Consider the following 13,069-nt stretch of genomic DNA (forward strand, 5'->3'; position numbering starts at 1 on the left):
GCCCACGCCAGGAGGTACGTTGACCGCCGAGTCCGCGCCCCGCGCCCCGGTGCCCCTGCACCGCCTGCACTTCGACGCACCGGGCCCGCCCCGCCTCGCCGAACCCCCCGGTGGCGCCCCCGTCTGGCTGGTCAGCCGCTACGCCGACGTCCGGCAGGTGCTCTCCGACCCGAGATTCGGCCGGGCCCGGCTCTTCACCCCCGAGGCCCCGCCCCTCTCCGACGTCCCCGACCTGGTGAGCAGCCCCGACCTCATGTTCAACCAGGACGGCGCCGCCCATCTGCGGCTGCGCCGCACCCTGCGCCGGGCGTTCACCCCGCGGTCCGTCGCCCGCTGGCGGCCGTGGATCGCGGAGATGGTGGACGACCTCCTCGGCCGGCTGGAGACCCTGCCCGGACCCGTGGACGCGGTCGGGGCGTTCACCCTCCCGCTGCCGGTGGCCGTGATCAGCCGGCTGATGGGGCTCGACGAGCCGGTCTGGGAGCGGATGCGGTACTGGAGCGAGCACGCCTTCTCCGACGGCACCCACGACCGCGAACAGGTGGCCTCCGCCCTGGAGGAGTTCCGCGCGTTCGGCGCGGACCTCGTCACGGAGCGGCGGCGGACCCCCGGCGGCGACCTGGTCAGCGGGCTGGTCGCGGCGGCGGACCGGGAGGGCGGCGTACCGGACGCCCATCTCGTCACCCTGGTGTGCGGGCTGGCCGTCGGCGGCCACGACAGCACCTCGACCATGCTCGGCAACGCACTGCTCTACCTCCTGGGCGAACGCCCCGGAATCTGGCCGCGCCTCGGCGCCGACGAGGAGGCCGCCGGACGCGTCGCGGACCGGATCCTCCACCTCGTCCCGCTGGGCGACGACCGCGGCAGCGCCCGGCACACGGCCACGGACGTCGAGGTCGGCGGGGTGACGATCCCGGCCGGCGCGACCGTCCTCGCCGACTGCGGCCGGGCCAACCGCGACCCCGCCGTCTTCCCGCCCGCCACCCTCCACGACCTCTTCGCCCCCCTGGAGGCCCCCACCCTCTCCTTCGGCGCGGGCCCCCACTACTGCCTCGGCGCCTGGCTCGCCCGCTGCGAACTCCAACTCGCCCTGCACCGCCTGGCGGCCCGCTTCCCCGGTCTGCGCCTGGCGGACCCCACGGCACCGGTCTCCTGGCGCCTCGGCGCGACCTCGCGCAGCCCGCTGCGGCTGGACGTGGACCGGTAGACGCCGCAGGGGCTCGTACGGAGTTCGTCCGCCCTCAGCGCACCGCCGCCTCCAGGCCGCCGCCGTCGAGGTCGCGGACGCGGTGGAACGGGGCGTCCTGGACGCCGATCTGCTCGGGCCGATACCAGCCGGCCGGGCGCAGCGCCGCCACGGCCTCGTCCGCCACGCCGAGCACCGAGGCGAACAGCGCCATGCGCACGGCGACGCCCCCGTCCGTCTGGCGGAAGACCGCGAGCCGGGGGTCGGAGTCCAGGTCCGGATCGAGGTCGATCGCCCCCGGGCGGGTGTCGCGCGGCAGCGGGTGCATGAGGACGGTCCCCTCGTGGCAGCAGGCGTCCACCAGCGCCCTGGTGATGCGGAACTCCTCGCCGTACTCCGGGCTCTCGCCGCCGAGCCGCTCCCGCTGCAGGCGGGTGGCGTACACGACGTCGGCGTTCCTGAGCCCGGTGTCGGGCCGGTCCGTCTCCTCCACCCGGTGGCCGCGCCCGGCGCACAGCGCGAGCAGGTCCGCGGGCATCCGCAGGGCGGCGGGCGACACGCACACCAGCGTGAGGTCCCGGTACAGCGACAGCAGCCGCACCAGGGAGTGCACGGTCCGGCCGTGCCGGAGGTCGCCGACCAGCGCGATCCGCCGCCCGTCCAGGGCGGTGCCCAGCCGGGCGCACTCCCGCCCCAGCGTGTAGAGGTCGAGCAGTGCCTGGGTCGGGTGCTCGCCGGCCCCGTTCCCGCCGTTGATCACCGGGACCCGCGTGGCCCCGGCGAACTCGCGCAGCGCCGACTCCGCGGGGTGCCGCACCACCAGCACATCGCTGTAGCCGCTGACGACCCGGCTGGTGTCGGCCAGCGACTCGCCCTTCGACACCGAGGTGGCATCGCCGGACGAGGTGCTGATCACGGAGCCGCCGAGCTTCGCGAACGCCGATTCGAAGCTGAGCCGGGTCCTGGTGCTCGGCTCGAAGAACAGACTGGCCAGAACCGCGCCTTCGAGGACACGGCAGGAGGCCAGGCCGCGCGCGGCGGGCCGGAGCCGGTCCGCGAGGGCGAAGAGCTGGTCGAGATGTCCGCGTTCGAACTGTTCACTGGACAGGATGTGCTGGCCGAGCAGGGGCATGTCAGTACTCCGGGTGCAACGCGGGACGGGTCACGTGAGGGTAGTTCCCCACCGCTCCGCGCCGCGCCGCCGTCCAGCATCCCAAGGGGCCTCACACGGTGAAGACCCGCTCGTGCTCGTCGCGCAGCGTGTGCAGGTCCCAGTAGAGCGGGGCGACTTCGTCGGCCGAGGCCCACGGTGTCCCGGGCGGGGCGTCGGCGCCGATCCATACGCCGATGGCGATGTGGGCGGCCTGCACCCCGGTACCGGCCAGTTCCTTGTGTAGGCCGATCGCCCAGTTGCGCAGCGCGGCCTGGGCGGCGTTGATGTTGCCGAGCATCGGAAGAGGGTCGATCGAGCCGCCCCCGTTGGTGTAGAGCAGGGTGCCCGTGCCGGCCTCGCGCATCGCGGGCAGTACGGCCCGGGTGGCGGTGATGGCCCCGTAGAGCAGGAAGTCCATCGCCCACCGCACATCGGACGGATCGGTCGCGGTCGGGGTGGTGGGTGACGCGGACGCGATGCTCACGGCAGGGGAGTACTCCAGGACGTCGATGCCGCCGAAACGGGTGGCGGCGTCCTTGAGCGCCTGGGTGAGCGCGGCGGGGTCGAGCACGTCCGCGGGGAACGCGGCAGCGGTGATGCCTTCGGCACCGAGCCGGCCGACCAACGCGTCGAGCGTGCCGCGGTTGCGGGCGACGAGGGCGACGTCAAAGCCCCGGGATCCGAAGGTGCGGGCGATGGCCAGGCCCATACCGGGGCCGGCTCCGACGATGGCGATGCTGGGCACAGTGCCTCCTGAGGCGGGAAATCTCCGTGGGAAAGGTGGGGTCCGGCGTGACGGCGCGTGCCGTCACGCCGGAGGCGGTGGCGGCACCCTCAGATCTCGGGCGCCTCGACGAAATGGTTGTCGTGGGCTTCGTGGAGCCGGCTCAGCTCGCGCTCGTCGATCGTGGCGAGCCGTGCGAAGTACTCCTCGCGCGGGACGCCCGGCGTGAGGATCATGAGCACGGTGGCGGGCTCGGCGCGCTCCTTGCGCAGCGCGTGGACGCCACCCGCAGCGGCGTGCGCGGTGTCGCCGGGCCGCAGGGTGCGCCAGGTCCGTCCGTCGAAGAAGGCGACCTCACCCTCCTCGACGACGAAGGTCTCGTCGAAGGTCGTGTGGAAGTGCGGGCCGGGGCCCCGGCTCGCGGGCGCCAGGCGCCACCGGTAGAGGCTCAGCGTCCCGCCGGTCTCCGCCGAGGAGGCGACGACTTCGATACGGGAACCGTGGGCGCCGAGCGGGATCGTTCGGGTCCGAGGGGGTGCGGGTCGCGTGGAGAGCCAGGCAACCGGGTCCGTGTCAGGCATGAGCAGAGTCTCGGAGTTCGCCCGTTCCGCTCGCGCTCACTTCGGCGGTGGCCGCACAATGGTGCGGTGATCCGCTACCGACTGGGCGCCGGTGCCGCGAGCGTACGGTGGGCGATGTCGCCGATCCACGAAGTGGGCGGCCTCGCCCGGCTGTTGACCGAACCCCGGCGTCACCCCGTGTTCCACCCGTGGCTGCGCCGTCGCCACCACCTGATCTCCCGACTGGACTTGAGCGCGCTCACCGTCTTCATGGCCGACGGCGCGTACCGGCCCGACTTCCTCGATCCGTCACCGAGGACCAGCGAGCCGACGTTCGAGGAGGGCATGCGGGACCTCCTCGCCGCACCTCTCGACCGGGCCTCCGCGGAGCTGGCCGACGCCGCGGCGGGGCGCGGGGCGGACGTGGCCCGTCGGCTGCTCGACGACCCGGTCCGGGTCAGGGCCGAGGCCGCCGATGCGCTGCGTCGCCTGTGGAAGGCCGTGGTGGAACCGGAGTGGCCGTCCATGCGGCAGGCGCTGCGGGCCGAGATGCTGGACCGGGCCCTGCAGGTCAACCGCGAGGGTTTGCGCGCGATCCTCCCGCGCCTCCACCCGTCCGCCGGATACGGAGGCGACACCGTCGACGTGGCGAAGGCCGTCGACATCGACGTGGACTGCCCCCAGGGCCTCGTTCTCGTGCCGTCCCTGTTCATCACCGACCGGGTCCAGTGCACCACCTCGGACCACTGGACCCCGGCGATCTACTACCCGGCGTCCGGACGCTACCTGTGGTCGGCACCAGCCGCGCCGAGGTCGCTCGGCCGTCTCCTGGGAGCGACGCGCTCACGGATCCTCGCCGCGCTCACCACCCCGCTGCAGACGACCGCGGTGGCCGGGCTGGTGGGCGTCACCCTTCCGACGGCGAGCGAGCACCTGACGATCCTGCGCGACGCCGGCCTGATCGACAGCAGCCGGACCGGCCGCACCGCCACCCACGAGCTCACCCCGGCCGGCCGCGCCCTCCTGGACGCGGCCGCTCCACACCCCTGACCGAGGTGCCCGAGCCCCCGCTGCGGGAGCCGTGACCGGAACCGCGAGAAGGACCTCCGCGAAGCCCCCGGAACAGGTGACGGTCCGCACGGTGCGCCGAACGGTCGCGGACGCACCGGGCCGGTCGGCTTCCCCGGCTGTGTGAGATTTTGTGACACGTGAGAGGGTGCGGGGCGTGAGTGATACACCGCCGAACACCCTGCAATACCGCTTCGACGGGCCAGAAGACGCCCCGGTCCTGATCCTCGGCCCCTCGCTGGGCACCACATGGCACATGTGGGACAGACAGATACCCGAGCTCACCCAGCACTGGAGGGTCTTCCGCTACGACTTCCCCGGGCACGGCGGTGCGCCCGCGCACCCGGCCACGGCCGTCGGCGAACTGGCCGACCGGCTGATCGCCACGCTCGACGGGCTCGGGGTGCAGCGGTTCGGCTACGCGGGCTGCTCGCTCGGCGGCGCGATCGGGGCCGAACTCGCGCTGCGCCACCCGCACCGGGTCGCCACGCTGGCGCTGGTCGCCTCCTCGCCCCGGTTCGGCACCGCCGACGAGTTCCGCCAGCGCGGGGTGATGGTCCGGACGAACGGGCTGGAGCCGATGGCCCGCACCGCGCCGGAGCGCTGGTTCACCCCGGCCTTCGCCGCCGCGCAGCCGGCCATCGTCGAATGGGCCGTCCAGATGGTCCGCACCACCGACCCCGGCTGCTACATCGCCGCCTGCGAGGCCCTGGCCACCTTCGACATCCGGGCCGAGCTCGGCCGGATCGGGGTCCCCACGCTCGTCCTCGTCGGGGCGGAGGACCAGGTCACCGGGCCCGGCGACGCCCGCACCCTGGTCGCCGGCATACCGGACGCACGGCTCGCCCTCGTCCCCGGCGCCTCCCACCTCGCCCCGGTCGAGCAGCCGGGCGCCGTGACCGATCTGCTGCTCACGCACGTCTCCGCGTCCTGGCAGGACACCCTGGCGGCCGTCCCCCTGCCCGTGCCCGTACCGCCGCTCTCCGCGCCCGTGCAGCCGGCCGGTGAACTCACCGCCGCCGGCGCCCCGCCCGAGACGGTGGACGGCGTGCGCCCCGACCCGTACGCGAAGGGCATGCGGATCCGCCGCGAGGTGCTGGGCGACGCGCACGTCGACGCGGTGACGGCCGGCGCCGACGCCTTCACCGGCGACTTCCAGGAACTCGTCACCCGCTACGCCTGGGGCGAGGTGTGGGGCCGCGAGGGGCTCGACCGGCGCACCCGCAGCAGTGTCGCGCTCACCGCCGTGGTCGCCTCCGGACATCTGGAGGGGCTGGCCGCCCACGTCAGCGCCGCCCTGCGCAACGGGCTCACCCCGGCCGAGATCCGGGAAGTGCTGCTCCAGACCGCCGTGTACTGCGGGATCCCGGCCGCGAGCGCCGCGTTCACCATCGCCCAGAACGTGATCCGGGACGAAACCACCCCGCCCGTGTAGCAGGATGGCGGCATGGACGCCCAGACGCCCGAGCCGCTCGGGTTCACGCTGACCAAGCAGACGCACTCCTGCATCCGTCTGGAGAAGGGCGGGCGCACGCTCGTCATCGACCCGGGCGGCTTCGCCGAGACCGACGCGGCGCTCGGGGCCGAGGCGATCCTCGTCACCCACGAGCACCCCGACCACTTCGACGAGGGGCGGCTGCGGGCCGCCATGGAGGCCGACCCGGCCACCGAGATCTGGACGCTGCGCAGCGTCGCGGACAAGCTCGCGGCGGCCTTCCCCGGCCGGGTCCGCACGGTCGGGAACGGCGACACCTTCCGGGCGGCCGGCTTCGACATCCAGGTCCACGGCGAACTGCACGCGGTCATCCACCCGGACATCCCGCGCATCACGAACATCGGCTTCCTGGTGGACGGTTCGCTCTTCCACCCGGGCGACGCCCTCACCGTCCCCGAGGTGCCGGTCGACACGCTGATGCTTCCGGTGATGGCCCCCTGGAACAAGATCTCCGAGGTCATCGACTACGTGCGCGAGGTGAAGCCGCGCCGCGCCATCGACATCCACGACGCCCTGCTCACCGACCTCGCCCGGCCGATCTACGACAACCAGATCGGAGCCCTGGGCGGTGCCGGGCACGCGCGCATGGCCCCGGGCGAATCGACGGGCGTCTGACCGGCGCCGCCCCGGCGGCTGTCAGTGGGAGCCGCTAGGTTTACGTCCATGCGCATCGCCACCTGGAACGTCAACTCGATCACCGCCCGACTGCCGAGGCTGCTGGCCTGGCTGGAGAGCACCGGCACGGACGTGCTGTGCATCCAGGAGACCAAGTGCACCGCCGAGCAGTTCCCGGCCGACGCGCTGCGAGAGCTGGGCTACGAGTCCGCGGTCAACGCCACGGGCCGGTGGAACGGGGTGGCGCTCGTCTCCAGAGCCGGGCTCGACGACGTCGTGACGGGGCTGCCCGGCGGCCCCGACTACGACGGCGTCCAGGAGCCCCGGGCCATCAGCGCCACCTGCGGCCCGGTCCGCCTCTGGTCGGTGTACGTGCCCAACGGGCGCGAGGTCGCGCACGAGCACTACGCGTACAAGCTGCGCTGGTTCGAGGCGCTGGGCGCCGCCGTCGCCGAGGACGCGGCCGGGCCCCGCCCGTTCGCCGTCCTCGGCGACTTCAACGTGGCCCCGACCGACGAGGACGTCTGGGACCCGGCGCTCTTCGAGGGCGCCACGCATGTCACCCCCGCCGAGCGGGCCGCCCTCGCCGCACTGCGCGAGGAGGGCCTGTCGGACGTGATGCCCCGCCCGCTGAAGTACGACCGGCCGTACACCTTCTGGGACTACCGCGAGCTGCGCTTCCCGAAGAACAAGGGCATGCGCATCGACCTCGTCTACGGCAACGCCGCGTTCACCGCCGGAGTCAAGGACAGCTACGTGGACCGCGAGGAGCGCAAGGGCAAGGGCGCCTCCGACCACGCACCGGTCGTCGTCGACCTGGAGCTCTGAGGCGAGGGGGTGCCGGGGCGGGACCCCGGCACCCGTCCCCGCTCAGATCCGTCGGCCCGGCTCCGCCGTCGCGGGCACCGGCCGCCGAGTCCGCGCCCGGCCCAGCGCGGCCGAGGCCGTCCCGAGCGAGAGGAGCATCAGCAGCGCGCTCACCCACAGCGGTGAGCGGAAGCCGAGGCCCGCGCCGAGCGCCAGCCCGCCGAGCCACGGCCCGAGCGCCGCGCCCACGTTGAACGCCGCAGTGGAGAAGGATCCCGCCAGCGTCGGGGCGCCGTCCGCGAGCCGGAAGACATGCGAGATGAGCGCCGTCCCGGTGCCGAAGGCCAGCATGCCCTGGACGAGGACCAGCAGCGTGACGGCGACCGGGCTTCCGGCGGCCGAGGCGAAGAGGGACCAGCCCAGGGTGAGGGCCACCAGACCGGCCGCCGTCAGCGCGACGGGCCGGGAGTCGAGGATCCGGCCGCAGACGGCGACCCCGAGGAACGACCCCACGCCGAAGAGGGCGAGCAGCACCGGCACCCACGCCGCGCCGAAGCCGGCGACCTGCCGGGCGACCGGTTCGAGGTAGGAGAACGCGCAGAACGTGGCGCCCTGCACGAGGGCGCTGGTGGCGAGGGCGAGCAGCAGCCGGGGCCGGGCCAGCGTCCGCAGCTCGGTGCGGGCGCTCGGCAGCCGCTCCGCGGGCCGGCCCGCCGGAATCGCCACCGTGATCACGGCCAGCGCGGGGAGGCAGACCAGGGCCACGGCCCAGAACGCGGCCCGCCACCCCCACAGCCCGCCCAGCCAGGCCCCGGCGGGCACGCCCGCCACACAGGCGACGGTGACGCCGCCGACCACCACGGACGTGGCCCGCGCCCGCCGCTCGGGTCCGGCGAGCGCGACGGCGGTGACCAGGGCGACGGCCCAGAATCCGGCGTTGGCCACGGCGGCGACGGCCCGGGTGGCCAGCAGCACCCCGTAACTCGTGGTGACCGCGCCCACCACATGGACCGTGGCGAAGACGCCGAGGAAGAGCAGCAGGGCGCGGCGGCGCGGCCAGTCGCGGCCCAGGAGCGCCATCAGCGGCGCCCCCACCACCATGCCCACGGCGAAGGCCGAGGTGAGCAGGCCCGCGGCGGGCAGGGAGACGTGCAGATCGTCGGAGATGCCCGACAGCAGACCGGACAGCATGAATTCGGAGGTGCCCTGGGCGAAGACGGCGAGCCCGAGCGCGTAGACGGCAAACGGCATGAAGAGACCCCATGGACGGCTTGAGGAACGGAAGCGGTCGGTCGGGGATGCGGGCCGTACCCGCTCGCGGCGAGGAAGGAGAGGCGGCGAGCGACGAAACGGCGGAACGGCGGCGCGACCCGCATCACACGGGTCCGGGCGGCAGGGCGGAGCCCCCGGCGACACGGGTCGGCGGGAAGCGGACGCGGGAGGCCACCGGCGGACCGGTGGCTAGCCTCTGTCGGACTCGGGGGTGCTCACGCAGGGGAAGGTATCAGCCCGTCGGCGGGGGGCTCCACCGGATTGCGGGTGAACGCCCGGCGTACCTGTGGTGTTCAGCACTCGAACGACAGGCCGCGCGCCCTGTGGTGCGGATCCGTGCCGGGGTGGGAACCTGAGCGGTATGAACATCCCTTTCTTGGACAACTGGCGTAAGCGTCACGACGGATCGAGCGCGGCGGGGCTGGCGGCGGCCGTCGAGGCCGACCCCGAGGGCGTGGCCGAACTGCTCGCCGAATGCGAGCTGCTGCGTGTCCGGGCCGGGGACCGGGGGCTCGAACTCGACGACAGTCCGGCCTCGTTGGTCGCGCTCGACCAGCTGCCGCCGCGCTGGCGGGACGATCCGGAGGAGCTGCCCTGGCTGGGCAACGACGCGGGCCTCTATCTCGGCACGGTGCTGGTGCGCACGGTGGAGGGCGCGCACTGGCACATCTGGCCGAGTGGTCAGCCCGTGGTGCGACTGGCCTCGGGGCGCGAGATCGACGTGGTGGAGGCCGGTCTCGACTGGGCGATGACGGGCAGCCCCGAACTCTCGCAGGTGTACGCGGAGTCCGCCGAGGGGTGAGAGCGGGGCCGCGCCACCCTGCGGCGAGATAAAAAGCCTTATGCCCCATTTACGCGTGTCGGGCGCGAAGTCCCTTTCCGGGCTGGATAGTTTGCGCTGACCTCGAACAGCGACAAGTGGGCAGGGCAGCGTATGGCCGTCGATCCGTTGATCGAACTGCGGGACGTCAACAAGCACTACGGGAGTCTGCACGTCCTGCAGGACATCAGTCTCACCGTCGGCCGCGGGGAGGTGGTGGTGGTCATCGGCCCCTCCGGCTCGGGCAAGTCGACGCTCTGCCGGACCATCAACCGGCTGGAGACGATCGAGTCGGGACGCATCACCATCGACGGCCGGCCCCTGCCCGAGGAGGGCAAGGGGCTCGCCGAGCTGCGTGCCGAAGTCGGCATGGTCTTCCAGTCGTTCAACCTGTTCGCGCACAAGACGGTCCTGGCCAACGTCACCCTGGCGCAGCTCAAGGTCCGCAAGCGGAAGAAGGACGAGGCCGACCAGCGGTCCCGGGAACTCCTGGAGCGCGTGGGGCTCGCCGCGCACGCCGACAAGTTCCCCGCCCAGCTCTCCGGCGGACAGCAGCAGCGCGTGGCCATCGCCCGCGCCCTCGCCATGGACCCCAAGGCACTCCTGTTCGACGAGCCCACCTCGGCCCTCGACCCGGAGATGATCAACGAGGTGCTGGAGGTCATGCGGCAGCTCGCCCGGGAGGGGATGACCATGGTCGTCGTCACCCATGAGATGGGCTTCGCCCGTTCCGCGGCCAACCGCGTCGTCTTCATGGCCGACGGCCGCATCATCGAGGACCGCACCCCCGAGGACTTCTTCACCGCCCCGGAGAGCGACCGCGCCAAGGACTTCCTGTCCAAGATCCTCAAGCACTGACGGGAGCCCTGTGTTGCGTACCCGAAAAGCGCTGGCCGCCTGTGCCGGCCTGCTGCTCGCTCTCGTCGCCGCCGGCTGCGGCAAGGAGGGCAGCCCGCCCGTGAAGGGCCCCCAGCCCGAGGCGCTGCCCGTCTACCGCGTCGACACCGCCTTCGAGCTGCCGGACTCCCGGACCTGGACCAGCGCCAAGAAGCGCGGCTACCTGCGCGTGGGGGCCAAGGAGGACCAGCCCTACCTCGGCGAGAAGGACCCCGCCACCGGCGTCTACTCCGGCTTCGACATCGAGATCGCCCGGATGATGGCCGCCTCGCTGGGCTTCGACCCCAAGACGATCCGCTTCAAGACGATCGCCTCCGCCAACCGCGAGACCGCCCTGCAGAACGGGCAGATCGACTACTACGTCGGCACGTACACCATCAACGACATGCGCAAGAAGCTCGTCGGGTTCGCCGGCCCGTACTACATGGCCGGCCAGGGGCTGCTGGTCCGCACGGACGAGAACGACATCCACGGCCCCCAGGACCTGGCCGGCAAGACGGTCTGCTCGGCGGCCGGCTCCACCCCGTACCAGCGGATCGCCGCCGACTACCCCAAGGCCGACCTCGTCGCGTACGACACGTACTCGATCTGCGTCGACAACCTGCTCACCTACCAGGTCGACGTCGTCACCACCGACGACGCGATCCTGCTCGGCTTCGCCGCGAAGGCGCCGGACGAGATGAAGGTCGTCGGCAAGCCCTTCTCCGAGGAGCCGTACGGCATCGGGGTGCCGCGCAGCGACAACGCGCTGCGGTTCGCGCTCGACGACGCGCTGGAGGCCAACCAGAAGAACGGCAACTGGAAGAAGGCCTTCGAGGCCACGCTCGGGCTCTCCGGGGTGCCCGCGCCGAAGCCGCCGCCCATCGACCGCTACCCGGCGAACTGAGAGGACGGCCGGATCCATGGACGTACTCACCGACAACTTCTCGCTCTACGGCAAGGGATTCCTCGGCACCGTCGAACTCACCTTCTGGGCCTCGCTGCTGGCCCTGGTCCTCGGCTTCGTGATGGCCTCGTTCCGGGTGGCGCCCGTCGGTTCGTTCCGGGTGATCGGCACGGTCTGGGTGACCGTGCTCCGCAACACCCCGCTGACCCTGCTGTTCTTCGCCGTGCTCCTCGGACTCCCGCGCTTCGGCCTGGTGCTGCCGTTCAACGTCTTCGCCATCCTCGCGCTGGGCTGCTACACCTCCGCGTTCATCTGCGAGGTGCTGCGCTCCGGCATCAACACCGTGCCCACCGGACAGGGCGAGGCGGCCCGCAGCCTGGGCATGACCTTCGGCCAGACGCTCGGCAACGTGGTGCTCCCGCAGGCCTTCCGTTCGGTCATCCCGCCGATCGGCTCCACCCTCATCGCCCTCGCCAAGAACTCCGCGATCGCCGGGGCGTTCAGCGTCACCGAGCTCCTCGGCACCTACAAGACGCTGAACGAGCTGGGCTACAGCATCATCTGGACCTTCGTCTGGATCGCCGTCGGCTATCTGATCATCACCCTGTTCATCAGCGCGCTCTTCCACGTGATGGAGAAGCGCTGGGGAGTCGCCCGATGACCACCCACTCCGCCCCCACCGCCACCGCGCTCTACGACATCCCCGGCCCGGCCACCCGCAAGCGGCACCTGGTCTACGGGATCGTCTCCACAGTCCTGCTCGCCGCCCTGGTCGGCTGGGTCGTCTACCTGCTCTTCGACACCGGCCAGTTCACCAGCGCCAAATGGACCCCCTTCGAGTACAAGGGCATCCAGGAACTCCTGCTGCGCGGACTCGGCAACACCCTCAAGGCGTTCGCCTACGCGGCCGTGCTGTCCCTGGCGCTCGGCGCGGTCCTCGCGGTCGGGCGGCTCTCCGACCACCGGCCGGTGCGCTGGGTGGCGACCGTCCTGGTCGAGTTCTTCCGGGCCATGCCCGTCCTGGTGATGATCTTCTTCATCTTCGTCGCCCTGAAGGTGCAGCCGCTGCCCGCCCTCGTCGCCGGACTGACCCTGTACAACGGCTCGGTCCTCGCCGAGGTGTTCCGCACCGGCATCAACTCCGTGGAACGCGGCCAGGGCGAGGCGGCCTTCGCCCTCGGGATGCGCAAGACGCAGGTCATGACCTTCGTCCTCGCCCCGCAGGCGGTCCGCGCGATGCTGCCGACCATCATCAGCCAGCTCGTCGTCGCGCTGAAGGACACCTCGCTCGGCTATCTGATCACCTACGAGGAGTTCCTCCACGCCGGAAAGCTCATCGCCTCCAACCTCGACTACGACCTCCCGTTCATCCCCGTGGTCATGGTGATCTCACCGATCTACATCGGGATGTGCATGCTGCTGTCCTGGTTCGCGACGTGGGTGGCCAAGCGGGAACGCCGCAGCCCGAAGACCGAGGGGACGGGCGTCGGCCCGGCCCAGCCGGGGACGCTGATGTCCGGCGCCCAGTAGACCGGGAACCGCCGCGAGGCGGCCCCGGGGAGCGGTGCACCGTCCGGCGGCAGCCG

Annotated in this window: 14 protein-coding genes; 10 read left to right on the plus strand and 4 right to left on the minus strand. The window is 72.4% G+C overall.

Translation table 11 applies throughout. The features are described from left to right. Positions 1–19: 19 nt before the first annotated feature. The gene (locus tag ACZ4FH_RS07535; protein ID WP_467303020.1) at positions 20–1,207 is read left to right on the plus strand and encodes a cytochrome P450; all 1,188 of its coding nucleotides are present in this window, start codon (positions 20–22) and stop codon (positions 1,205–1,207) included. Between the two features lie 34 nt (positions 1,208–1,241). Here the strand turns inward: ACZ4FH_RS07535 and pyrB are convergent, their stop codons facing one another. The 3 genes from pyrB to ACZ4FH_RS07550 form a co-directional block, all read right to left on the minus strand. Further along, complete coding sequence (gene pyrB / locus ACZ4FH_RS07540; RefSeq protein WP_467303021.1) at positions 1,242–2,318, minus strand: aspartate carbamoyltransferase; 1,077 nt, start codon at positions 2,316–2,318, stop codon at positions 1,242–1,244. A 91-nt stretch (positions 2,319–2,409) separates the two neighbouring features. After that, on the minus strand, positions 2,410–3,084 hold the full coding sequence (locus ACZ4FH_RS07545; protein ID WP_467303023.1) for an SDR family NAD(P)-dependent oxidoreductase: 675 nt from the start codon (positions 3,082–3,084) through the stop codon (positions 2,410–2,412). Positions 3,085–3,173: 89 nt separating this feature from the next. Further along, the gene (locus tag ACZ4FH_RS07550; protein WP_467303025.1) at positions 3,174–3,644 is read right to left on the minus strand and encodes a cupin domain-containing protein; all 471 of its coding nucleotides are present in this window, start codon (positions 3,642–3,644) and stop codon (positions 3,174–3,176) included. 66 nt (positions 3,645–3,710) lie between these two features. Between ACZ4FH_RS07550 and ACZ4FH_RS07555 the strand changes: the two genes are divergently transcribed. The 4 genes from ACZ4FH_RS07555 (at position 3,711) to ACZ4FH_RS07570 (ending at position 7,629) form a co-directional block, all read left to right on the plus strand. Continuing rightward, positions 3,711–4,673 carry an ArsR/SmtB family transcription factor gene (locus ACZ4FH_RS07555; RefSeq protein WP_467303026.1) on the plus strand — a complete coding sequence of 321 codons (963 nt, stop codon included), beginning with the start codon at positions 3,711–3,713 and terminating at the stop codon, positions 4,671–4,673. Positions 4,674–4,848: 175 nt separating this feature from the next. Then, complete coding sequence (gene pcaDC, locus ACZ4FH_RS07560) at positions 4,849–6,126, plus strand: bifunctional 3-oxoadipate enol-lactonase/4-carboxymuconolactone decarboxylase PcaDC (protein WP_467303028.1); 1,278 nt, start codon at positions 4,849–4,851, stop codon at positions 6,124–6,126. A 12-nt stretch (positions 6,127–6,138) separates the two neighbouring features. Next, positions 6,139–6,801: an MBL fold metallo-hydrolase gene (locus ACZ4FH_RS07565; protein WP_467303030.1), complete on the plus strand. Its 663-nt coding sequence runs from the start codon at positions 6,139–6,141 to the stop codon at positions 6,799–6,801. A gap of 48 nt (positions 6,802–6,849) precedes the next feature. Next, positions 6,850–7,629, plus strand: coding sequence for an exodeoxyribonuclease III (locus ACZ4FH_RS07570; RefSeq protein WP_383639117.1), 780 nt, complete (start codon positions 6,850–6,852; stop codon positions 7,627–7,629). 42 nt (positions 7,630–7,671) lie between these two features. Here ACZ4FH_RS07570 and ACZ4FH_RS07575 read toward each other — a convergent pair whose 3' ends face one another. Further along, positions 7,672–8,859 carry a Cmx/CmrA family chloramphenicol efflux MFS transporter gene (locus ACZ4FH_RS07575; RefSeq protein WP_467303031.1) on the minus strand — a complete coding sequence of 396 codons (1,188 nt, stop codon included), beginning with the start codon at positions 8,857–8,859 and terminating at the stop codon, positions 7,672–7,674. Between the two features lie 382 nt (positions 8,860–9,241). On the opposite strand from ACZ4FH_RS07575, the gene ACZ4FH_RS07580 reads away from it, so the two are divergent. The 5 genes from ACZ4FH_RS07580 to ACZ4FH_RS07600 all read left to right on the plus strand — a co-directional run bounded on the left by ACZ4FH_RS07580 (position 9,242) and on the right by ACZ4FH_RS07600 (position 13,013). Then, positions 9,242–9,682, plus strand: coding sequence for a DUF6278 family protein (locus ACZ4FH_RS07580; protein WP_385108872.1), 441 nt, complete (start codon positions 9,242–9,244; stop codon positions 9,680–9,682). Positions 9,683–9,814: 132 nt separating this feature from the next. Continuing rightward, a complete protein-coding gene (locus ACZ4FH_RS07585; RefSeq protein ID WP_467303034.1) occupies positions 9,815–10,558 on the plus strand; it encodes an amino acid ABC transporter ATP-binding protein in 744 nt (247 codons plus the stop codon). Positions 10,559–10,571: 13 nt separating this feature from the next. Continuing rightward, positions 10,572–11,483 carry a glutamate ABC transporter substrate-binding protein gene (locus ACZ4FH_RS07590; protein WP_467303036.1) on the plus strand — a complete coding sequence of 304 codons (912 nt, stop codon included), beginning with the start codon at positions 10,572–10,574 and terminating at the stop codon, positions 11,481–11,483. 16 nt (positions 11,484–11,499) lie between these two features. Then, positions 11,500–12,144 (plus strand): amino acid ABC transporter permease, encoded by a 645-nt coding sequence (locus ACZ4FH_RS07595; RefSeq protein WP_383639102.1) that lies wholly within the window; start codon positions 11,500–11,502, stop codon positions 12,142–12,144. Then, positions 12,141–13,013 carry an amino acid ABC transporter permease gene (locus tag ACZ4FH_RS07600; RefSeq protein WP_467303037.1) on the plus strand — a complete coding sequence of 291 codons (873 nt, stop codon included), beginning with the start codon at positions 12,141–12,143 and terminating at the stop codon, positions 13,011–13,013. Before ACZ4FH_RS07595 ends, ACZ4FH_RS07600 begins: the two co-directional genes overlap by 4 nt. Positions 13,014–13,069 lie beyond the last annotated feature (56 nt).

Source organism: Streptomyces sp. NPDC024555, assembly GCF_055559335.1.